Source organism: Streptomyces sp. NPDC091416 (genome assembly GCF_044756845.1).
In the GTDB taxonomy this organism is placed as follows: Bacteria; Actinomycetota; Actinomycetes; order Streptomycetales; family Streptomycetaceae; genus Streptomyces.
In genome coordinates this window covers 387,833-409,831 of sequence record NZ_JBIVTU010000008.1, presented here as the reverse complement: position 1 = coordinate 409,831, position 21,999 = coordinate 387,833, and the positions used below count along the sequence as shown (strand labels likewise).

20 protein-coding genes are annotated in these 21,999 nt (G+C 72.0%); 19 read left to right on the top strand and 1 reads right to left on the bottom strand.

The window, feature by feature from the left end:
• Positions 1–214: 214 nt before the first annotated feature.
• The 18 genes from ACIQMX_RS25165 (at position 215) to ACIQMX_RS25080 (ending at position 20,235) form a co-directional block, all read left to right on the top strand.
• The gene (locus ACIQMX_RS25165) at positions 215–1,834 is read left to right on the top strand and encodes an ABC transporter substrate-binding protein (RefSeq protein ID WP_402481270.1); all 1,620 of its coding nucleotides are present in this window, start codon (positions 215–217) and stop codon (positions 1,832–1,834) included.
• A 157-nt stretch (positions 1,835–1,991) separates the two neighbouring features.
• The gene (locus ACIQMX_RS25160; protein WP_363070729.1) at positions 1,992–2,960 is read left to right on the top strand and encodes an ABC transporter permease; all 969 of its coding nucleotides are present in this window, start codon (positions 1,992–1,994) and stop codon (positions 2,958–2,960) included.
• Positions 2,947–3,987 (top strand): ABC transporter permease, encoded by a 1,041-nt coding sequence (locus ACIQMX_RS25155; RefSeq protein ID WP_402481267.1) that lies wholly within the window; start codon positions 2,947–2,949, stop codon positions 3,985–3,987. The genes ACIQMX_RS25160 and ACIQMX_RS25155 overlap by 14 nt, the downstream gene beginning before the upstream one ends.
• Complete coding sequence (locus ACIQMX_RS25150; protein WP_402481264.1) at positions 3,984–5,036, top strand: ABC transporter ATP-binding protein; 1,053 nt, start codon at positions 3,984–3,986, stop codon at positions 5,034–5,036. The genes ACIQMX_RS25155 and ACIQMX_RS25150 overlap by 4 nt, the downstream gene beginning before the upstream one ends.
• Positions 5,033–6,028 carry an oligopeptide/dipeptide ABC transporter ATP-binding protein gene (locus ACIQMX_RS25145; protein ID WP_402481262.1) on the top strand — a complete coding sequence of 332 codons (996 nt, stop codon included), beginning with the start codon at positions 5,033–5,035 and terminating at the stop codon, positions 6,026–6,028. Before ACIQMX_RS25150 ends, ACIQMX_RS25145 begins: the two co-directional genes overlap by 4 nt.
• Positions 6,029–6,044: 16 nt before the next feature.
• Positions 6,045–7,271: an NADH:flavin oxidoreductase gene (locus ACIQMX_RS25140; RefSeq protein WP_363070737.1), complete on the top strand. Its 1,227-nt coding sequence runs from the start codon at positions 6,045–6,047 to the stop codon at positions 7,269–7,271.
• Entirely contained in the window at positions 7,268–8,668 is a 1,401-nt protein-coding gene (locus tag ACIQMX_RS25135; RefSeq protein WP_402481258.1) for an amidase, read from the top strand. The genes ACIQMX_RS25140 and ACIQMX_RS25135 overlap by 4 nt, the downstream gene beginning before the upstream one ends.
• A 79-nt stretch (positions 8,669–8,747) precedes the next feature.
• Complete coding sequence (locus ACIQMX_RS25130; protein WP_363070741.1) at positions 8,748–9,794, top strand: Gfo/Idh/MocA family oxidoreductase; 1,047 nt, start codon at positions 8,748–8,750, stop codon at positions 9,792–9,794.
• A 1-nt stretch (position 9,795) separates the two neighbouring features.
• A complete protein-coding gene (locus ACIQMX_RS25125; RefSeq protein ID WP_402481254.1) occupies positions 9,796–10,869 on the top strand; it encodes a Gfo/Idh/MocA family protein in 1,074 nt (357 codons plus the stop codon).
• A 353-nt stretch (positions 10,870–11,222) separates the two neighbouring features.
• A complete protein-coding gene (locus ACIQMX_RS25120; RefSeq protein WP_402481423.1) occupies positions 11,223–12,575 on the top strand; it encodes a hemolysin family protein in 1,353 nt (450 codons plus the stop codon).
• Complete coding sequence (locus tag ACIQMX_RS25115) at positions 12,572–13,591, top strand: hemolysin family protein (RefSeq protein WP_363070745.1); 1,020 nt, start codon at positions 12,572–12,574, stop codon at positions 13,589–13,591. Before ACIQMX_RS25120 ends, ACIQMX_RS25115 begins: the two co-directional genes overlap by 4 nt.
• A gap of 499 nt (positions 13,592–14,090) precedes the next feature.
• Entirely contained in the window at positions 14,091–14,942 is an 852-nt protein-coding gene (locus tag ACIQMX_RS25110; protein ID WP_402481251.1) for a HipA family kinase, read from the top strand.
• Positions 14,939–15,322, top strand: coding sequence for a DUF3037 domain-containing protein (locus ACIQMX_RS25105; RefSeq protein WP_352126187.1), 384 nt, complete (start codon positions 14,939–14,941; stop codon positions 15,320–15,322). The genes ACIQMX_RS25110 and ACIQMX_RS25105 overlap by 4 nt, the downstream gene beginning before the upstream one ends.
• Before the next feature lie 229 nt (positions 15,323–15,551).
• A complete protein-coding gene (gene fabG / locus ACIQMX_RS25100) occupies positions 15,552–16,313 on the top strand; it encodes a 3-oxoacyl-ACP reductase FabG (RefSeq protein ID WP_219567929.1) in 762 nt (253 codons plus the stop codon).
• A 20-nt stretch (positions 16,314–16,333) separates the two neighbouring features.
• Positions 16,334–17,089 carry an SDR family oxidoreductase gene (locus ACIQMX_RS25095; protein WP_363070749.1) on the top strand — a complete coding sequence of 252 codons (756 nt, stop codon included), beginning with the start codon at positions 16,334–16,336 and terminating at the stop codon, positions 17,087–17,089.
• A gap of 118 nt (positions 17,090–17,207) precedes the next feature.
• Positions 17,208–18,788, top strand: a complete 1,581-nt coding sequence (locus ACIQMX_RS25090) for an ABC transporter substrate-binding protein (RefSeq protein WP_363070751.1) — start codon at positions 17,208–17,210, stop codon at positions 18,786–18,788.
• A gap of 113 nt (positions 18,789–18,901) precedes the next feature.
• Complete coding sequence (locus tag ACIQMX_RS25085) at positions 18,902–19,603, top strand: uracil-DNA glycosylase (protein WP_363070753.1); 702 nt, start codon at positions 18,902–18,904, stop codon at positions 19,601–19,603.
• Between the two features lie 146 nt (positions 19,604–19,749).
• Positions 19,750–20,235 (top strand): hypothetical protein, encoded by a 486-nt coding sequence (locus ACIQMX_RS25080; RefSeq protein WP_363070755.1) that lies wholly within the window; start codon positions 19,750–19,752, stop codon positions 20,233–20,235.
• Positions 20,236–20,318: 83 nt separating this feature from the next.
• Here ACIQMX_RS25080 and ACIQMX_RS25075 read toward each other — a convergent pair whose 3' ends face one another.
• Complete coding sequence (locus ACIQMX_RS25075) at positions 20,319–20,762, bottom strand: hypothetical protein (protein WP_363070757.1); 444 nt, start codon at positions 20,760–20,762, stop codon at positions 20,319–20,321.
• 281 nt (positions 20,763–21,043) lie between these two features.
• On the opposite strand from ACIQMX_RS25075, the gene ACIQMX_RS25070 reads away from it, so the two are divergent.
• The gene (locus tag ACIQMX_RS25070) at positions 21,044–21,943 is read left to right on the top strand and encodes a Gfo/Idh/MocA family oxidoreductase (protein WP_363070759.1); all 900 of its coding nucleotides are present in this window, start codon (positions 21,044–21,046) and stop codon (positions 21,941–21,943) included.
• Positions 21,944–21,999: the final 56 nt, after the last annotated feature.

The following is a 21,999-nucleotide window of genomic DNA, read 5'->3' as shown; positions in this document are numbered from 1 at the left end:
ACCCGGCGACAACGACGGCGACGGGCGGGCCACGGAGGCATCGCGGGGTTCCCGGTGAGTGGGATAGGTCACGTCGGCCGGATTTCGACGGCCGTAGCGTCCCCCCACCTGCTCCGGCCCCGGGCCTTCCTGCCCCGGTGCCACCTGCCTTCAGGCACCCGTCTTTCCCACCTTCCGGCACCGGTCCGACCGGCCCGGGCTCATGGAGGAAGAAATGAAGCGAGCACCACGGCCGCGAGTCCGCCTCGCCGCCACCCTGGCCGTCGCGGCGATGCTCACCTCCGCGTGCGTAGCGTCCGGCACCGGGAAGTCCGACGGCGCGAAGACGCAGAAGACCGAGCGCGGCCGCTACACCTTCGGGCTGATCGGCGACCAGCCGGACGGTGGCGCCCCCGTCGAAGGCGGCACCCTGCGCATCGCCGACTACGCCGAGGCCCGCAGCCTCAGCCCCGCCGTCACCTACGCCACCGGAGCGTCCGGGGGCTCGGCGCTCGCCGCCGTGTACGACGTACTGATGCGGTACGACACCGCGGCGAAGAAGTACGAACCCCAGCTCGCCGAGTCACTGCGCAGCAGCGACGACCTGAAGACCTGGACGCTGAAGCTCCGTGAGGGCGTGAAGTTCTCCGACGGCACCCCGCTCGACGCCGACGCCGTGACCGCGTCCATCGCCTGGTACCGCAAGAGCAAGGGCGCCGACACCGCGCTGCTCGCACCGAACGTGGCGAAGACCGAGGCGACCGACGACACCACCGTCGTCTTCACCCTCCGCACCCCCTGGGCCACGTTCCCCGCGATGCTCGCCCAGGCGCCCGGAATGATCGTGGCCCCCGCCGCGTACGCCGGGAAGACCTTCAAGCCCATCGGGGCCGGACCCTTCGTCCTGGGCACCTACGCCCCCCAGGAGGAGATGGTCCTCAAGGCCAACAAGAACTACTTCAAGGGCAGGCCCCACCTCGACGCACTCCGGTTCACCTGGCCGCAGTCCGACCGCACCAAACTGGAGTCGCTCCAGGACGGCACCGTCGACCTGACGTACATGCGCAGCCCCGATGTCGTCGACGAGGCCGTGAAGGCGGGCCACCCGGGCGAGCTGACCCTCACCGGTCTCGGCAACATGGTCGTCATCAACACCCGCGAGGGCCGGCCCGGCGCCGACCTGCGCGTGCGCAAGGCGATGGCCCTGGCGCTCGACCCGGAGCTCGACACCGAACGCGCCTACAACGGCAAGGGCCTGCCCGGCAAGGAGATCTTTCCGCCGGAATCGCGCCTGCACTCCCGGGTCAAGCCGCTGGGCGTCGACCTCGACCAGGCGAAGAAGCTGCTCGCCGAGGCCAGGAAGGACGGCTACGACGGCACGGTCACCTACATGGACGGCACCGACCCCGTGTCCCGGGCCAAGGGCGTCGTCACCAAGGCCGCGCTGGAACGCGTCGGCTTCACCGTGAAACTCGACCTGGTCTCCTCGATCGCCGACCGGACGTCGAAGACCTACGTGGAGCACGACTTCGACCTCAGCCGCGGGGCGGCGAGCATCTCCGAGAGCGACCCGTACCACCGCCTCCAGAGCGTCCTGAACTCCACGAGCTACGGCAACCCCGGCGGATACGCCAACCCGAGGATGGACGCCCTGCTGGTCCGGCTCCAGGCGGCGGACAGCGACGCGGAGACCCAGAAGATCCTCGACGAGGTCCAGACCCTGTTCAACGAGGACGTCCCGCTGGTGAACCTGGGCGCGAGCGCCGCCTTCACCGCCTGGGGCAAGAACGTGCACGGTGTCGTGCCCACCGACGAGTACATGACCCTCTTCGGCGAGGCGTGGATCGCCAAGTGACGTCCCGAGGCCCGGCCGGCCCCGCCGGTAGCCGGAGCGCTCCCGCTCACCGGGACACCGCCCTGGGCCGGCCGGACCGCCCGCCCATAGCCTCACCGCACCGTGGTGCGCATCCCGTAGACCCGTGTGCCGCCACCGGGCAGATCTGGAGGAACCCATGAGTCCCGCTGCGCTGCGCCGGCCGGCCCTCAAAGTCCTGGAACTGGCGGGCGTGCTCCTCATCGCGAGCATGGGGGTCTTCTCCCTGGTGGTCCTGCTGCCCGGCGACCCCGCCGTCGACATCCTCGGCGGCGGCCGGTCGCCCGCCGAATACGCCGAGCTCCGCACGGAACTGGGCCTCGACCAGTCGCTGGTCACCCGCTACCTCGACTGGCTGGGCGGTGTTCTGACCGGGGACCTGGGCCGGTCCGTCGTACCGCCGCAGAGCGAGGTCACCGACCGCGTCCTTTCCGCGCTGCCCGTCAGCTTCGAGATCGCCGCGCTCGGACTGCTCATCGCCCTGCTGATCGCCGTGCCGCTGGCCATGTGGTCGGCGTACCGGGAGAACTCGGCCGCCGACCGGATCATCGGCGCCGGCACCTTCGGGGTGCTCTCCGTGCCCGGCTTCCTCGCCGGGCTGCTGCTGATCATGCTCCTGGTCAACTCGGCCGGCTGGTTCCCGCGTTCCGAATGGATCCGGCTCGGCGACGGCGACCTGCTGGGCAACCTGCACCACGCCTTCCTGCCGGCACTGACCGTGGCGCTTGCCGAACTCGCCATGTTCACAAGAGTGCTGCGCGGCGACCTCATCGTGACCCTGCGGGAGGACTACATCCTGGCAGCCCGCGCCAAGGGCATGCACCCGCTGCGCATCCTGTTCACCGACGCCCTGCGCCCCTCCTCCTTCTCCCTGGTCACCCTGCTCGGCCTCAGCCTCGGCCGGCTCATCGGCAGCACCGTCGTCGTCGAGTACCTCTTCGGGCTGCCCGGCATGGGAACCCTCGTCGTCAACGCCGCGGGCCAGGGCGACTACCCGATGGTCCAGGGCGCCGTGCTCACCATCGCCGTCATCTACGTGGTGATCAACGCCGGCATCGACCTCTCCTACGGCTACCTCGACCCGAGGACGCGACGTGTCCATATCTGACCTCGCCCCGCGTACGCGGGCCGCCTTCCCGACGCCCCTGCTCACCGCCCTGACCCTCACCGTCGCCGGCCTCGTCCTGCTCGGGTTCGGCGCGACCACACCCCAGCTCGTGACGCCCGTCAAGGCGGCCATCGCCCTCCTGGGCCTCGGCATGGCGTTCGCCGGAGCGTCCAGGCTAGGCAGGATCTGGTCCGGCCCCGGCTTCGACCTGGTGTTCTGGTTCGGCGCGGGCTGGCTCGTCGTGCTCGGACTCGCGATCCTTCTCGCCCCGTTGCTGCCGCTCGGCGAGGACCGCGACGTCGCGAGCACCGTCCTCGAACCGGCCTTCGCCACCCCGGCGTTCACCGGGGCCAACCCTCTCGGCACGAACGCCTTCGGTCTCGACCTGCTCGCCCGGTCCCTGTACGGGGCACGGTCCTCGCTGGTCATCTCGCTGTCCGCGGTCGCCGTCGGCACGGTCATCGGCGGCGCGATCGGCATGGTGGCCGGCTACTTCCAGAAGAGCGTCGACCGGGCGGTGGGCATCGCCACCAACTCCCTGCTCGCCGTGCCCCCGCTGATCCTGCTCATCGCCCTGGCCACCGTGCTGGAGCCGCATCTGCGCAATGTCGCCCTCTCGCTGGCCCTGCTCACCATCCCCGGCATGGTCCGACTCGCCCGCGCCACCACGATGGCCTACGCCAACCGGGAGTTCGTCGTCGCGGCCCGCGCCATGGGCGCCACCCGCTCCCGCATCATGCTGCGCGAACTGCTGCCCAACGTCCTGCTGCCGCTGCTGTCCCTGGCGGTGGTGATGATCTCGGTCCTCATCGTCGCCGAGGCCTCGCTCAGCTTCCTCGGGCTCGGCATCCAGCCGCCCGAACCCACCTGGGGAAACATGATCGCGGAGGGGGAGGGGCGGGTCTTCGAGGACCACCCGCACATCGTGCTCGTACCGGGTGCGTTCCTCTTCCTCACCGTCTTCGCCTTCAACATCGTCGGCGAGAAGGCTCGCGGGCGCTGGGACTCCCGGAGCGTGAAACTGTGACGACCCCACCGCTGCCCGCCGGCACGGCACCCGACGGCCCCGGCCCGTCCGTGCTGCTGACCGCCACCGGCGTACGCACCGCCTTCCACACACCGCGCGGCCCCGTACAGGCCGTCGACGGGGTCGGCCTGTCGCTGTCCGAGGGCGAGACCCTCGGCATCGTCGGCGAGTCCGGCTCCGGCAAGTCGGTCCTCGGCCGCACCCTCATGGGCCTGATCACCGACGGCCCCGGCACCACCGTCTCCGGAACGGTCCTGCTCGGAGGCAAGGACGTCCACGCGCTGAGCCCGTCCGGCCGCAGAGCCCTGTGGGGCACCGAGGTCGCGATGGTCTTCCAGGACCCGATGACCTCGCTGAACCCGGTGAAGAAGGTCGGCACGCACCTGTCCGAGAGCATCCGCGCCCACCTCGGCCTCGGCCGCGCCGAGGCCCGGGACCGCGCCGTCGGCCTCCTCCGCCAGGTGGGCATCCCCGAACCCGCCCGGCGGGCCCGCCAGTACCCGCACGAGCTCTCCGGCGGCATGCGCCAGCGCGTCGTCATCGCCATGGCCCTGGCCTGCGGCCCGCGCCTGCTCATCGCCGACGAACCGACCACCGCGCTCGACGTCACCGTGCAGAAGCAGATCCTGGACCTCCTCCAGTCGCTCGCCCGCGACCTGAGGATGGCGACCGTCCTGATCAGCCACGACCTCGCCACCGTCGCCGGCCGGACGGACCGGGTCGCGGTCATGTACGCCGGCCGCCTCGTCGAGTACGCGCCCACCGAGGCCGTGTTCGAGCGCCCCCGGCACCCGTACAGCAGCGCCCTGATCGCCTCCGTCCCCCGTCTCGACCTGCCCCCGCACACCCTGCTGCCCACCATCGAGGGCCGCCCGCCCAACCTGCTGCATCCACCGCCGGGCTGCCGGTTCGCCCCGCGCTGCTCCCTGGCCACCGACCACTGCACCACCGAGCCGCCGCCGCTCACGGCATACGACGGTGACCAGGACGCGGGCGGCCTGGTCGCCTGCCACCACCCCCTGGGCGCCGTCGAGGAGGCCGCCGTATGACGACCACAGGAACCACGGCGAAGCCGCGCCCGCCCGCACTCACCGCGGAGAACCTCGTCGTGGAGTACCCGGCCGGCCGGGGCCGCAAGGTGCACGCCGTATCCGGCGTCTGCCTGGAGGTCGCGGCGGGCGAGACCCTGGGCATTCTCGGCGAGTCCGGCTGCGGGAAGTCCACTGTCGGGCGCTCCCTGATCCAGCTGCCGCCCCCGGACTCGGGGACCGTGCGCCTCGGCGAGGTGACCCTCACCGGCCTCGCCCCCGCGGAGCTGCGCCGGGCCCGCGCCCGGATGCAGATCATCATGCAGGACCCGGTCTCGGCCCTGAACCCGCGCCGCAAGGTCAAGGACCTGGTGTGGGAGGGGCTGTCCATCTGGGGGAGCGGCGACGACCCCCGCGACAAGGACACCCGGACCGACGACGCCCTGCGCGACGTCGGCCTCGACCCGGCGACCGTGCGCGACCGCAGACCGCACGAACTCTCCGGCGGCCAGTGCCAGCGCGTCTGCATCGCCCGCGCACTGCTCCTGGACCCGGAGGTGCTGATCTGCGACGAACCCGTCTCCAGCCTCGACGTGTCCGTGCAGGCGCAGATCCTCAACCTGCTGGAGACGGCGACGCGGCGGCGCGGGCTGAGCATGGTCTTCATCGCCCACGACGTGTCCGTCGTGAAGAACATCAGCGACCGCGTGATGGTGATGTACCTCGGGAAGGTCTGCGAGGTGCTTCCGTCCGACGGGCTGCAGGACGCGGCCGTCCACCCGTACACCCGGCTGCTGCTCGCCTCGCTGCCCGAGGCCCAGCGCGGCCCGGGCGCCGTCGGGGAGCAGGCCGCGCACGACGGTCCGGCCGCCGAACTCCCGTCGCCCCTGGACCCGCCGTCGGGCTGCCGCTTCCGCACCCGCTGCCCACTGGCCACCGACCTGTGCTCCGAGGCCGAGCCACCGCTCAGGGACACCCGTCCCGGCCACCAGGTCGCGTGCCACCACGTCTAACCGAGAGGAACCACGCGTGACCCCCACCGAGACACCCGACGTCCTGGCCCCCGCCCGGCTCGGCCCGATCGAGCTCCGCAACCGTGTCATCAAGGCCGCGACCTACGAAGGGCTCAGCCACAAGTCCCTGGTGACCCAGGACCTCGTCGACTTCCATGTCGCCTACGCGCGGGGCGGCGTCGGCATGACGACGGTCGCGTACCTCGCCGTCGCGAAGGAGGGCCGGACCGACCGGCACCAGATCCACTGGACCGACGAGGCGATGCCGGGACTCCGCGTCCTCACCGACGCCGTGCATGCCGAGGGCGCCGCGGTCTCCGCGCAGATCGGCCACGGCGGGCCCGTCGCCAACCCCAAGGGCAACGGCGCCCCCGCCCTCTCCCCGTCCAGGCACTTCCACGCCACCACCATCAGCTGGGCGCAGGAGGCGTCCGTCGACGACCTCCGGCGCATCACCGAGGCGCACGCCGAGGCCGCCCGCCGGGCCGTCGACGCGGGATTCGACGCCGTGGAGGTACACCTGGGTCACAACTACCTGGCCAGCTCCTTCCTCAGCCCCAAGGTCAACCACCGCACGGACCGGTACGGCGGCAGCCTGGAGAACCGGGCCAGGTTCGCCCGGGAGATCATGCGGGCCGTCCACGACGCGGTCGGCGGCAGGATCGCCGTCATCGCCAAGATGAACATGGACGACGGGGTCCCCGGCGGCTTCTGGCTCGACGAAGCCATCCCCGTCACGCAGTGGCTGGAGAAGGACGGCACCGTCGACGCCCTGGAGATGACCGCGGGCAGCTCGCTCCTCAACCCGATGTACCTCTTCAAGGGCGACGCCCCGCTCGACGACTTCTCCGCGATCATGCCGCAGCCCATCAAGCTCGGGGTGAAGCTGGTCGGCAAACGGTTCCTGCGCAGCTACCCGTACCGGGACGCCTACCTCCTGGAGGACGCCCGGCAGATCCGCGCAGCCGTGGAACTGCCGATGATCCTGCTCGGCGGCATCACGGACAGGCCCGCCATGGACCTCGCGATGCGCGAGGGTTTCGAGTACGTGGCCATGGCCAGGTCCCTGCTGCGCGAGCCCGACCTCGTGAACCGGATCAGGGAGGACGCCGCCACCCCGTCCCTGTGCATCCACTGCAACAAGTGCATGCCGACCAACTTCACCGGCACCCGCTGCGTACTCGTCGACCGGGGCACCACCCGGCGCGAGACCTGGGGCAAGCCCGCCGGGTACGTGGCGTGAGCGGCCCGGACGCGGTCGCCACGGCCGCCGCGGTCAGGAACGGCGAAACCGACGCCCGAACGGTCACCGAGGAGGCGATCGCACGCATCGAGAAGCACGGCCCGCGCCTCAACGCCGTGGTCCACACCCGGTTCGAGGCCGCGCTCGCCGAGGTGGCGGCCGGTCTGCCGAAGGGCCCGCTGCACGGCGTCCCCGTGCTGGTGAAGGATCTCGGCACCGAGGTGGAGGGCCTGCCGGCGACGGGTGGCAGCCGGCTCTTCGCCGACGCGACCGCCCGGCGCGACAGCGAACTGGTGGCCCGCTGCCGGCGCGCCGGAGCCGTCGTCCTCGGCACCACCAACACCCCCGAACTGGGCCTCAACGCCTCGACGGAACCGGTCCTCTTCGGCCCCACCCGCAACCCCTGGAACACCGCCCGGTCACCGGGCGGCTCCAGCGGTGGCTCGGCAGCCGCGGTGGCGGCCGGACTGGTCCCGGTCGCCCACGCCAGCGACGGCGGCGGCTCGATCCGCATCCCGGCCGCCGCCTGCGGCCTGTTCGGCCTCAAGCCGAGCCGGGGACGCGTCTCGCCCGCGCCCCGCCCCACCACCCTGTCGGGCCTGGTGTCCGGCCACCACGCCCTCACCACGACGGTCCGGGACAGCGCCCTGCTCCTCGACGTCGTCGCCGGTCCCCTGCCCGGGGACGCGTACGCGGCACCGGCCCCGGCCGCGCCGTTCGCCGAACTGGCCCGCCGCGACCCCGGGCGGCTCCGGATCGGCCTGTACACCGCGCTGCCGGACGGCCCCGACGTCCACCCGGACTGCGCGGGCGCGGTGCGCGCCGCGGCCCTGCTGTGCGAACGGCTCGGCCACGAGGTCGTCGAGACCACCGCCCGCTACCGCCCCGCCGACGTGGGCCGCACGTCCGGCGTCCTGATGGGAGCGGACCTGGTCGCCCAGATCGACGCCCGGCTCGCCGAGCTCTCCAGGCCGCTGGCCGACGACGACATCGAGCCCTTCACCCGCGTCGTGTACGACACCTACCGCGCGCTGCCCGCCGCCGACGTCAGCCGGGCGCTGCGCCGCGCGCAGGAGATCGGCTGGGAGGTCGGCGGCGCGTTCGACCGGTTCGACGTCCTGCTCAGCCCGACCCTGGCGCAGCCCACTCCGCCGCTCGGCACCCTCGACACCACAGCTCCGGAGACGGTCTACCGGCATGCCTCCGTCTACTCCGCGTTCACCAGCGTCTACAACGTGACCGGCATGCCGGCCATGTCCGTCCCCTTCGGCCACGACGGCGACGGCCTGCCCCTGGGCGTCCAGTTCGCCGCTCCGCTGGGCGGCGAGGGCGTGTTGCTCGCGCTCGCGGCCCAACTGGAGCGGGAGGCGCCCTGGGGGGCGCCGCCTGCCGTGTGACGCGGACCCCGGGGACTCCCTCCTGGACATCGGACATAAGATGTCTGATGTCTAGGAGTCCCTGAGTGAGGAGTCGCGGATGAACCCGGTAGCGGTACCCGGAGCGAAGAAGGCACATGACCCGGGACGGCGGGCCGACGAACACCGTGTGGCCCTCATCGGTGCGGGGGCCATAGCCCGCGATCACGTCACGGCCATCGCGGACGTCCCGGGACTGCGGCTCGCCCACGTCGTCGACCGCCATCCGGAACGGGCCGCCGCCCTGGCCGCGCTCGCCGAGGGGGCCACCTGGTCCACCGATCCGGCGACCGCCTGGACCGACGCCGTCGACGTCACCGCCGTGTGCACCTCCCCGGAGTCCCACGCCGATCTCGCCGTGGCCGCCCTCCGGGCCGGCCGGGCCGTCCTGCTGGAGAAGCCCGCCGCCCTGAGCGTCCCCGACACCGACCGCATCCTCGCCGAGGCGAAGACCGCGGGCCGGCCGCTGCTCGTGGCCCAGACCGCCCGGTTCCAGCCCGTCCACCTGGAGATCGCCCGGTCCGTGGCCTCGGGAGCGATCGGCACGCCCCGGCTGGCTCACCTCACCTGGTACACCGGGCACGTCTGGCCGGGCGGCTGGCGGGGCTGGCAACTCGACAGGTCGCGCTCCGGAGGCCACGTGGCCCACAACGGCGTGCACGCCCTCGACCTGCTGACCTGGCTCATGGACGACGAGCCGGTCCGGGTCTTCGCCCGGCCCTGCCGCACCTGGGCGCCCGGGATGCCGACCCCCGACAGCTTCCAGATCCTCGTCCGCTTCGCCCGCGGCGCCCTCGCCACCGTCGAGCTGTGCTACGCGCTCGTCGAACGCGGCACGTTCGTGCGCCGCCTCGTGCTCGCCGGCACCACCGGCACCCTGCACCACAGCAGCGAGGACGAGCCCCGCACGCGGTCGGCGTCGCCCGTCGCCCCCGCCTCGATCGAGGGCGCGATGACCGCGCAGACCAGGCATCTGCGCGATGTGCTGGACGGCGTCGCCGCCCCGCTGACCGCTCCGCGCCAGGTGCGCGCCGCCCTCGCCGCCGCCCTGGCCGCGCAGCTCAGCGCGGACGAATCCCGCCCCGTCGACGTCAAGGAGGTCTGCTGACATGAGGATCCTCATCGCATCCGGGGTCCGGCACGCCCGTGACTACGTGCCCCTGCTCCGCTCCCTGCCCGGCATCGAGGTCATCGGCTGCGCCGACTCCGACGACAGCCCCTTCCGCGAGGACAGCGCCGCCCTGGCCGCCGCGACCGGCATCCCGCTGCTCGACCTCGAACAGGGCCTCGCCTCCTGCGACATCGCCCTCGTGTGCAGCGAGCCCACCCGCCACACCGACCTCGCCGTGACCGCACTCGACGCGGGCCTTCACGTCATCGTCGACAAGCCGGCCGCGACCACCACCCGGGACGCCCAGCGGCTGTGGGAGGCCGCCGACCGCTCGCGCGGGCTGCTCACCGCCGTGCACCGCCTCCACTCCCCGCAGATCGCCCGCGCCCGGCGCACGGTCGACTCCGGCGCGATCGGCCTCCCCCTGGCCGTCGACGCCGAGTGGCTCGCCGCCGGAGGCCTCGACGGAGCCACCGTCGAACGCCCCGAACTCGTCTGCGACCCCGCCCTGTCCGGCGGCGGCGAGCTGATGAACTTCGGCTGGTACCCGGCCCTGGCGATCCGCCACCTCACCGGTCTGGAGGTCGAGGAGGTCGTCGCCTTCAGCAGTGCCGCGCCCCGGGCGCCGCTCTTCGACGGCCCGCACGGCGCCTACGGCGTCGAGGACGCCGCGGTCCTCTCGCTCCGCCTGCGCAACGGAGTCGTGGCGACGGTGACCGTCGCCCGCACACCCGCCGGCGTCGGCCCGGCACCGGTCTCCTCCAGCCTGCGCGTGCTCGGCTCGCACGGCCATGTGCTCGTCGACGAGGACGCCCCCGCGGTCACCGTGCGCACGGCGGGCGGCGACAGCTCCGCCCATCAGATCGCCGGACCCGCGGCGACGACGGCACTGCGCCTGCTGTTCACCGAGTTCTGCGACGACATCCGGTACGGCCGCACCCCGCTGGTGACGGCCGCCGACATCCACGCGGCGGTCGCGGTGGTCGAGGCCGCACTGACCTCCGGCCGCGAGAACGGGGCCCCTGTCGCACCCGCCGTCCGGACGGCCGGCGACGGAGCCGCGCTCCGGTGACGGTGTCGCGCCCGGGCGCTGTGCGGCGGGAGTCCGAGCCGCGGACCCGGTGGGCGGCCGCCGAGGAGTGAGGAACGCCGCCGCCCGGCGCGGACCCCGGGGGCGCCCGCCGCCGTTCCATTTCCGGGCGGCAGCGCCGTATAACCTGGCGAAATGCTGACAAATGCTGCTGTGTCCCGCTACTGCCGACCACATGCAGAATGCGCACGAACAGTACGGTCGAGTCGGCCTCCAGGACCGCGGGGCCCGTCGATCCGGCAGACAGCCGATGGGCGCGGTGCCCGGCCGCCCCGCCGGGCACCGCGCCTCGCGCGCCTGAGCCCGGCAGCGAGTGAGCGGGGTGGTGCCCGGTGCTGAGTGCCGTGCTCGGGCTGCTGGCGGTCCTGGTCCTGACCGTGGGCACCGGATACTTCGTCGCCCAGGAATTCGCCTATGTCGCGGCCGACCGTCTCGCTCTCACCCGCGAGGCGGAGGCGGGCGACAAGAAGGCCGCGAAGGCGCTGACGGTACTGGAGAGGCTCTCCTTCATGCTGTCGGGCGCCCAGCTCGGCATCACGGTGACCGGCCTGGTCGTCGGCTTCCTCGCCGAGCCCTCCGTCTCGGCCCTCCTCGGCCCCGCCCTGTCCGGCCTCGGCATCCCGGGCGCCGCCGCCACGGGAATCTCGGTCGTCCTCGCCTTCGTGCTCGCCACCGTCGTGCAGATGGTGCTCGGCGAGCTGGCGCCGAAGAACCTCGCCCTGGCCGTCCCGGAACGCCTCGCCAGATCACTGGCCGGGTCCACCGTCGCGTACCTGCGGATCGTCGGCCCGGTGGTCCGCCTCTTCGACGGCGCCGCCAACGGGCTGCTGCGCAGGGTCGGCATCGAACCGGTCGAGGAGCTGCACCACGGCGCCACCCTGGAGGAACTCAGCCACCTCATCGGCGAGTCCCACTCCCGGGGCGAACTGCCGCGCGAGGCCGCCCGGCTCCTCGACCACGCGCTCGTCTTCAATGAGCGCACGCTCCACGGAGTGATGGTGCCGCGCGCGGACGCCGTCTTCCTCCGCAAGGACGCGACCGCCGCCGAGGCCGTCGGACTGATCGCCCGGCACGGCCACTCCACCTACCCGGTCATGGGCGACCACCCCGACGACATCACGGGCGTTCTCGGCGTGGGCGAACTGGCCCGGCTGCCGCAGAGCGCGTACGGGACGACCACCGCCGCCGCGCTCACCCGCAGGCCCCTCCTGTTGCCCGACACCCTCCGACTCCCCGACGCGGTCGACCGGATGCGGGAGGCCGACGACGAGTTCGGGGTCGTCCTCGACGAGCACGGCGGACTCGCCGGCATCGTCACCTACGAGGACATCGCCGAGGAGCTCGTCGGCGACATCGCCGACGAGAGCGATCAGGAGATCCTGCTCGCCGTCCCGGACCCGGACACGGACACGGACGTGAGGGGCTGGCTGGTGGACGCGGGACGCCGGCTGGACGAGATCGCCGAGGCCACCGGCATCGCCCTGCCCGAGGAGGACGACTACGACACCGCGGCCGGTCTGATCGTGGACCGCCTCGGCCGCTTCCCCGCGATCGGCGACCGTCTCGCCATCGACCTGGCCGACGGTGACCGCGCCGCCATCGAGGTCCGCACCCTCGACCGCCACGTCCCCGAACTGATCCACCTGACCCGCAGCCCCGCCGCAGCCGACCGGGAGCCGCAGTCATGAGCTTGCCCATGGCCCTGTTCATCACGGTCCTGCTCCTCATCGGCAGCGGATTCTTCGTCGCCGCCGAGTTCGCCCTGGTCGCCGCGAAGCGGCACCGCATGGAGAAAGCGGCCGAGGCAGGCCGACGCGGCGCCGGAGCCGCGCTCGCCGGCATGCGGGAACTCTCGCTCATGCTGGCCGGAGCCCAACTCGGCATCACCATCTGTACGCTGGGTCTCGGTTCGATCTCCAAGCCCGCCATCTCGCACGAGCTCGACCCCCTGCTGCACAGCTGGGGCCTGCCCAGTGGCCTCAGCTATGGAATCTCCTTCGCCCTCGCGATGATCGTCGTGGTGTTCCTGCACATGGTCGTCGGAGAGATGGCCCCCAAGTCATGGGCCATCGCGCACCCGGAGCGCTCCGCCATGCTCCTGGCACCGCCGTTCCGTGCGGTCGTCAAGGTGGTGCGCCCGCTCATCTCCGTGCTCAACAAGGTCAGCAACGCGCTGGTGCGCCTGTGCAAGGTCACCCCGCGCGACGAACTCGCCGCGGTCCACAACCGCGAGCAGCTCACCCACCTGGTCGCCGAGTCCGAACGCCTCGGCCTGATCAGCAAGGACGACTCCGAGCTCATCACCAGCTCTCTCGTGGAGCCGCTGACGCCGGTCGGAGAGCTCCGGATCCCGGCCCACCGGATCATCTCCGTACCCGCGGAGGCGGACCCGGACGCGATCCTGGCCACGGCCGCCGCCTGCGGCCACAACCGCCTCCTCGTGCGCGACGACGCCCTGGTCGTCGGCTCCGTCCACGCACGCGACGCACTGATCGCCCGGGCCCGGGGACGCGCGGTCACGGCCCGCGAACTGGCCCGCCCGGTCCCGGAACTGAACGCGTCGGACACGGTCGGCCACGCCATCGAGCAGCTGCGCCGCCGCCGCGCGTCACTCGCCGTCGTGGGCGACGACACGGGCCGCCTGACGGGCCTGGTCACCCTGGACGACCTGCTGGCCCGGCTGACCCACCCGCAGACGGCGTAGCCGGACCCACCGCCGCTCGGCCGGCGCGGCGGGGGCCGCGTCCTCGGTGCCGGGGAGCAGGGGAGAGGCTCTCGGTGCCGGGGAACGCGAAAGAGGCTCTCGGTACAGGGGAAAGCCAGAGAGGCCGAGGCCCGGACGCCGAGTGGGCCGCGTTCCGGATGCTCTGCCGGCTCCTCGGCCCGCTCCTCCCGGAACGCGTCGTGCCGCCCCGGCCCGGCGAGCCGATCCGCGTCCATGACGTCATGGCACGGCGCCGTCCGGCCGGGCTCGGAGACTCCTCGCCGACGATCACCCTCGGTTACTATGCTCACTGCGTGCCGGAAGCCGGCAGCGAGGGGCGCGGCACCGTCGACGGTCCGCTGGGGAGCGGGTGGAGGCCGGCCCGCCGGCCGGAACTCCCCGGATTCTCCGCAACGCCGCTGACCGGTGATGCCTGCTTCTACGCCCCGGCGAGGCCGTCCGTGGTTGATGAGGCTGAAGAGATTGGTGGCCTGGGAAAGTGCTGGAAGAAGTCGTGGCGACCCGCTACGTCACGCCCCTGCGTGAGGGCGGCTCGCTCCCCGGGATCGTCGAGGCCGACGACCTGGGTACGTACGTCATGAAATTCACCGGAGCCGGACAGGGCCGCAAGACGCTGGTCGCCGAGGTGATCTGCGGGCAGCTCGGGCGGCGGCTCGGGCTGCGCGTCCCCGAGCTCGTGCAGATCCAGCTGGACCCGGTGATCGGGCTCGCCGAACCCGACCAGGAGGTGCAGGAACTGCTCAAGGCGAGCGGCGGGCTGAACCTCGGGATGGACTTCCTCCCGGGCTCCCTCGGATTCGACTCGCTCGCCTACCAGGTGGATCCGCGCGAGGCCGGACGCGTCGTCTGGTTCGACGCGCTGATCAACAACGTCGACCGCTCCTGGCGCAATCCGAACATGCTGGTCTGGCACGGCGACCTGTGGCTCATCGACCACGGCGCCACCATGATCTGGCACCACAACTGGCCGGGTGCGCAGGCTTCCGCCGCCAAGCCGTACAACGCGTCCGACCACGCGCTGGCGCCGTTCGCTCCCGACGTCGCGGCGGCCGCCGCCGAGCTCGCCCCGCTGGTCACGGAGGATCTCCTCACCGAGGTCGCGGCCGACGTGCCCGACGAGTGGCTGGTGGACGAGCCGGGCTTCGACTCGACGGACCAGCTGCGCCGCGCGTACGTGGACGCGCTGCTGCCGCGTGCCGCCACCATCCACGAACGGATCGTCCTGGACGCGCCGACCGCGTCCAAGCCCTCACAGGCTCCGGGCTGGCTCACCGAACGCCTCGCCCCGCGGCACCACCACGAGAACAGCGACAAGGGCGGCCGGCCGTGAGCAAGCGCGATGTCTTCGAGTACGCCCTCCTGCGCGTGGTGCCACGGGTCCAGCGCGGCGAGTTCTTCAACGCGGGGGTCGTGGTCTACTGCCGCGCCAAGGGGTTCGTCGCCGCCCGCACCGCACTCGACGAGGGCAAGCTCAGGGCCCTGGACCCGGGCGCCGACGTGACGGGGGTACGGGCCGCACTGCACGCCGTCGAGGGCGTCTGCCGGGGCGGAACGGACGCGGGCCAGGCGGCCGGCGACGACGCCGGGCGGCGCTTTCGCTGGCTCATCGCGCCGCGTTCGACCGTCATCCAGCCGAGCCCGGTGCACAGCGGCCTCACCACCGACCCCGCCGCCGAGGTCGAACGGCTTCTCGACCTGCTGGTGCGCTGATCACAGCCCCGTCGGCGCCGCTCCCGCCCTCGGCGGGGGCGGCGCCGTCCGGTGTGACATGCGCCGCTGCGTCCGTGGGCCGTTGACACCGGGTGCCAGGGCTTCTAGCGTCTCGTCTGCTGAAGGTACTAAGCGGTTGCTCAGTTATCGGGAACGTTCTCGCGGGCCTGCCCCGCGCCACCGTGCCGACGTCCGCTGAGCCGCGATCCAAGGGCGAGGAGAGCCAAGCATGTCCACCACCGAGCAGCGCGTAGCCATCGTGACGGGAGCCGCACGGGGCATCGGTGCCGCGACCGCGGTACGCCTGGCGGCCGAGGGCCGCGCCGTCGCCGTACTCGACCTCGACGAGGCGGCCTGCAAGGACACCGTCGAGAAGATCACCGCCGCGGGCGGCCGGGCCCTCGCCGTGGGCTGCGACGTCTCGGACAGCGCCCAGGTGGAGGCCGCCGTCGCACGGGTCGCCGCCGAGCTCGGTGCCCCGACGATCCTCGTCAACAACGCGGGCGTGCTCCGCGACAACCTGCTCTTCAAGATGAGCGAGTCCGACTGGGACATCGTGATGAACGTGCACCTCAAGGGCGCGTTCCTGATGGCCAAGGCCGTCCAGAAGCACATGGTGGACGCCAAGTTCGGCCGGATCGTCTCGCTGTCCTCCTCCTCGGCCCTCGGCAACCGCGGCCAGGCCAACTACGCCGCGGTCAAGGCGGGGCTCCAGGGCTTCACCAAGACGCTCGCCAAGGAGCTCGGCAAGTTCGGCATCACCGCCAACGCCGTGGCGCCCGGCTTCATCGTCACCGAGATGACCGCGCAGACCGCGGAGCGCGTCGGCATGGGCTTCGAGGAGTTCCAGGCGGCCGCCGCCACTCAGATCCCGGTCCAGCGCGTCGGCTTCCCGGAGGACATCGCCAACGCCATCGCCTTCTTCTCGGGCGACGACGCGGGCTTCGTCTCGGGCCAGGTCATGTACGTCGCCGGCGGACCGCTCAACTGACCCGAAGGGCTGGGGACATCATGACTGTGCAGGACAGTGGCAAGGTCGCCCTGATCACCGGTGCGAGCCGGGGCATCGGCTACGGCATCGCCGAGGCGCTCGTCGCCCGCGGCGACCGGGTGTGCATCACCGGACGCGGCGAGGACGCGCTGAAGGAGGCCGTCGAGGCGCTCGGCTCCGACCGGGTCATCGCCGTCGCGGGCAAGGCGCACGACGAGGCGCACCAGGCGGCGGCCGTCGAGCGCACGATGGAGGCGTTCGGCCGGGTCGACTTCCTGGTCAACAACGCCGGTACGAACCCGGTCTTCGGGCCGATCGCCGAGCTGGACCTCAATGTGGCCCGCAAGGTCTTCGAGACGAACGTGATCTCGGCGCTCGGCTTCGCCCAGCAGACCTGGAAGGCCTGGCAGAAGGAGAACGGCGGGGCGATCGTCAACATCGCCTCCGTCGCGGGTGTCTCCGCCTCGCCCTTCATCGGCGCGTACGGCATGAGCAAGGCCGCGATGGTCAACCTGACCCTTCAGCTCGCCCACGAGTTCGCGCCGGTCGTCCGGGTCAACTCGATCGCTCCGGCGGTCGTGAAGACCAGGTTCGCGCAGGCGCTGTACGAGGGCCGTGAGGCGGAGGCGGCCGCGGCCTACCCGCTGGGCCGGCTCGGTGTCCCGGAGGACATCGGCGGGGCCGCGGCCTTCCTCACGTCGAGCCAGTCGGACTGGATCACCGGACAGACCCTCGTGGTCGACGGCGGGATTTTCCTGAATGCCGGCGTGAGCTGAGAACGGCCTGGGCCGGTTTGGCCCTGATTGCCTCAAGTGCCCCGCCGGGCCAGCGGATTGACCCGGCGGGGCGCTGCGGTATGGTCTGCCGACCCATGGCTGATCGAGGAGCGTGCGCGTGTTCTACCGGGCCAGTCTGCAGGCTGCTGCAGCCCTTGCTTCCCTGTCTTTGCTGGCCGGCTGCGGCCTGCTCCCCGGCGGCGATTCGGACGTGGAACAGAAGCTGTCGGTCGGGACCACCAGCTCACCGTCCACACTCGACCCCGCCGCGGCATGGGACGGCTCCTGGGAGCTGATGCGCAACGTGTTCCAGACCCTGGTGAGTTTCCCCACCGGCAGTACGAGCCCCGAGCCCGACGCCGCGGACAACTGCCGGTTCACCGACAACACCAGCACCGCCTACCGCTGCGAACTCCGCGCGGGGCTGAAGTTCTCCAACGGGGACAAGCTCGACGCCGAGGCGGTGAAGTACTCCATCGACCGGATCAGGACCATCGCGGTCAAGGGCGGCCCGGTGGGCATGCTCGGCTCGCTCGACCGGGTGGAGACCAAGGGCGACGACGTCGTCATCTTCCACCTGAGCAAGCCGGACGCCACCTTCCCGTTCGTGCTGGCGACGCCGGCCATGTCCCTCGTGGCGCCCAGCGCGTACTCGAAGAACAAGATCCGCGACGACGGCAAGGTGACCGGGTCCGGTCCCTACCTGCTCGACGCCTACGAGCAGGGGGACCGTTCGGAGCTGGTGCGCAACCCCGACTACAAGGGTTTCGCCGACCGCAAGAACGACGCGGTGACCATCCGGTACTTCAAGGAGTCCGGGTCCATGGTCAGCGCGCTCAGGAAGAACGAGATCGACGCCACGTACCGCGGTCTGGGCGCCGAGGAGGTCGTGAACCTCGAGGACAACAAGGAGGCCAACAGCGACCTCCAGATCGTCGAGACGGTCGGCGCCGACATCCGCTTCCTGGTCTTCAACCCGGAGGACCCGGCCGCCGGGAACCCGGCCGTCCGGCGCGCGATAGCCCAGCTCGTGGACCGTGACGCGCTGGTGGCCAAGGTCTACCGGGGAACCGCCGAGCCGCTCTACTCCATGGTCCCCAAGGGCATCGCGGCGCACACCACGAGCTTCTTCGACACCTTCGGCGACCCGGACCGGAAGAAGGCCGAGAGGATCCTCACCAAGGCGGGCATCACCGAGCCGGTCGCCATGACGTTCTGGTTCACGACCGACCGCTACGGGTCGTCGACGGCCCCCGAGTTCGCCGAGCTCAAGCGCCAGCTGGAAGCCTCCGGGCTGTTCAGGATCACCCTGAAGAGCAAGCCGTGGAAGACGTTCCAGGAGGGCTTCACCAAGGGCCAGTACCCCGTCTTCGGGCGCGGCTGGTTCCCGGACTTCCCGGACCCCGACAACTTCATCGCCCCGTTCGTCGGCAAGGACAGCGTCACCGGCATGCCCTACGTGAAGAACGAGATCACGAACGAGCTGCTGCCCCAGTCCCGCAAGGAGAGCGACCGCGGCGCGGTCAGCAAGCAGTTCGAGCGGGCCCAGGAGATCCTGGTCGACGACGTCCGGCTGCTGCCGCTGTGGCAGGGCAAGCTCTATGTCGCCGCGGGTGAGGACATCGGCGGCGGCGAGCGCGCGCTGGACCCGCAGACGGTCATGCAGATGTGGGAGCTGTACCGCAAGGCCAGCTGGTAGCCGTCTGCGGGCCGGGCTGCCGCCCGGCCCGGAGGGCTCCGCGGAGTCCGTTGTCAGTGGCCCCCGGTAGGTTCTGGGATCAAGAACCGAATTGCCTACCGGAGGTTGTTGACGTGACCGACACCTACCCGCTGCCCGAGTCCTGGCGCGGCGTCCTCGGCGACGAGCTCGATAGCCCCTACTTCAGGGAGCTCATGGAATTCGTCGAGAAGGAGCGGGCCGACGGGCCGGTCTATCCGCCCCGGGAGCAGGTGTTCGCCGCCCTGGAGGCGACCCCGTACGACAAGGTGAAGGTCCTGGTCCTCGGCCAGGACCCGTACCACGGCGAGGGCCAGGGGCACGGACTGTGCTTCTCCGTGCGGCCGGGCGTGAAGACGCCGCCCTCCCTGCGCAACATCTACAAGGAGATGAAGGAGGAGCTCGGCCTGCCCGTCCCGGACAACGGGTATCTGATGCCGTGGGCCGAGCAGGGCGTCCTCCTGCTCAACGCGGTACTGACGGTGCGTGCCGGCGAGGCCAACTCGCACAAGGGCAAGGGCTGGGAGAAGGTCACGGACGCGGTGATCCGCGCCGTCGCCGCACGGCCCGACCCGGCGGTCTTCGTCCTCTGGGGCAACTACGCGCAGAAGAAGCTCCCGCTGATCGACGAGGAGCGTCACGTGGTGGTGAAGGGCGCGCACCCCTCGCCGCTCTCGGCGAAGAAGTTCTTCGGCTCGCGTCCGTTCACGCAGATCAACGAGGCGGTCGCGGCGCAGGGCCACCGGCCCATCGACTGGCGCATCCCCGACCTGGGCCAAGGGCGCGCCGGAGCCTGAGTGCGAATGTCCGCCCCGGCGACTAGCGTCGAACCGGCTGCAACCGGAGGGAACCGGCAGAGACCGGCAGGTTCCGTCGGGAGGTGGCCGGAGTGTGCCGGGACCGATCGGCCGGGCGTGGGCGGACAGGTGCGAGGGAGACCGCGGTGACGGAGCAGCAGGAGGCGTCGCAGGACGTCGTCATGACCAGAATCGGCCAGGCGGTCATGCTGCTCCACGGCGGTGACCGGGAGGAGGCCCGCAACCGCTTCGGCGCCCTCTGGGCGGAGATCGGCGAGAGCGGTGACGCCTGGCACCGGTGCACCCTCGCGCACTACATGGCCGACACCCAGGACGACCCCGGCGACGAACTGGCCTGGGACCTGCGGGCCCTCACCGCCGCACAGACGCTGACCGGCGACGGCACGACCGGGCACCGGGACGCGCTCGCCGTGCGCGCGTTCCGCCCTTCGCTCCACCTCAGCCTCGCGGCGGACTACGTGAAGCTCCGGCGCCCGGCCGCTGCCCGGATCCATCTGGACCGGGCGCGGCAGGCATCAGGGGTCCTGGCGGACGACGGCATGGACGACGGGTACGGGGGAGGCGTCCGGGCCGCCATCGGGCAGCTGGAGCGGCGCCTGCGGGAGTTCTGACCGCCCGCCACCGCAGGGGGCGCGGTCTCGGTGGTCCGCCAGGGGCGGACCACCGGTTGAGGTCCTGGTTCGGGGCCGCCGGGTCAGTGGCCGTAGGTGTCGTCGCAGATCCTCGACTGCGGGCTTCCCGCGGGCCAGTGCCCGTATCCCCGGCCGAGCGCACACACGTCCGCCCCGGTGACGGGCGCGGGCAAGGCCGGGGCGGGAGCGGGCGGAGCGGCCCGGCGCGGCTGCGGACGGGCCTGGCCGGGGCGGGGCTGCCGCGGGGGCAGCGGGTCGTCGCGGCGCGCTGCCGGAGGCGCCGGAGCGGCCCGGCGGGAAGCCCGGGGCGAGGGCTTCGGATCCGGTAGCGCCTCCAGCGTGTCGCGTACCGGGGGCCGGATGATCTGCGGGGCCAGGTGCTGGGCCGGCCGACTGCTCTCCGGGCGTGCCGGTGGGCCCGGTTCCGGTTGCACGGACACACACCCGGACAGGGCCGTGACGGCCACGCCGACCAGGAGCTTCGCGGTGGTTCTGGTTCGATGCACCTGATCAACTCTGCGGTGCGGGAGGCCTGACGAGGGCGGCGTGAGGCCCGGATTGGCCCGCACGAGTGACCCGGTCAGCCTGACGCCGCCCGCGTGTCGCCGGTGGCGGCGCCCTTGGTCCACTCCCTGATCCGCTCCGCCCACCTTCGACGGCATCGCCGACGGGCGGCCGCCGCAGCACACGTATGCTGCCGGGACGGACGACGCGCAGGCCCGGCCGCGGTCGGCCTCCACGGAGGAGGACCGCGACGTGCGGCGCTGAACAGCGAGAAGGAGACCCTGTGAAGGTCGGCTGCATCGGGCTCGGCGACATCGCGCAGAAGGCTTATCTGCCGGTACTCACCACCCTGCCCGGGGTCGAACTGCATCTGCAGACCCGAACCCCCGCCACTCTGGCCTCGGTCGCCGCCGCCCACCGCATCCCGGCCGCCCAGTGCCACACCGACCTCGACTCGCTGCTCGCCCAGGATCTGGACGCGGCGTTCGTGCACGCCCCGACCGCCGCGCACCCGGAGATCGTCGGACGCCTGCTCGAAGCGGGTGTCCCCACCTACGCCGACAAGCCGCTGGCCTACGAACTCGCCGAGTCCGAGCGTCTGGTGGAGCTCGCCGAGGCGCGCGGCACCAGCCTCGCGGTCGGCTTCAACCGACGGGTCGCGCCCGGCTACGCGCAGTGCGTCGAGCACCCGCGCGAACTGATCCTCATGCAGAAGAACCGGGTCGGGCTGCCGGAGGAGCCGAGGACCATGGTCCTCGACGACTTCATCCACGTGGTCGACACGCTGCGCTTCCTCGTTCCCGGGCCGGTCGAGCACACCGTCGTCCGGGCCAGGATCCGTGACGGCCTCATGCACCACGTGGTGCTCCAGCTCTCCGGCGACGGCTTCACCGCCATTGGGGCGATGAACCGGCTCAGCGGCTCCACCGAGGAACGGCTGGAGGTCTCGGGCCAGGACTCCAAGCGCGAAGTCGTCAACCTCGCCGAGATCATCGACCACAAGGGCCAGCCGAGCCTGCGGCGGCGCGGCGACTGGGTGCCGGTGGCCCGTCAGCGCGGTATCGAACAGTGCGTCCTGTCGTTCCTGGACGCCGTCCGGGCCGGAAAGCTGCTGAGCGCCCGGGACGCGCTGGAGACGCACGAGCTGTGCGAGCGCGTGCTGCGGGACCTCGACTGCGCGTAGGGCCTGCGGGCGGCGGGACGGGGCGCGCGGGGCCGGGAACGGCTCCGGATGCGTGC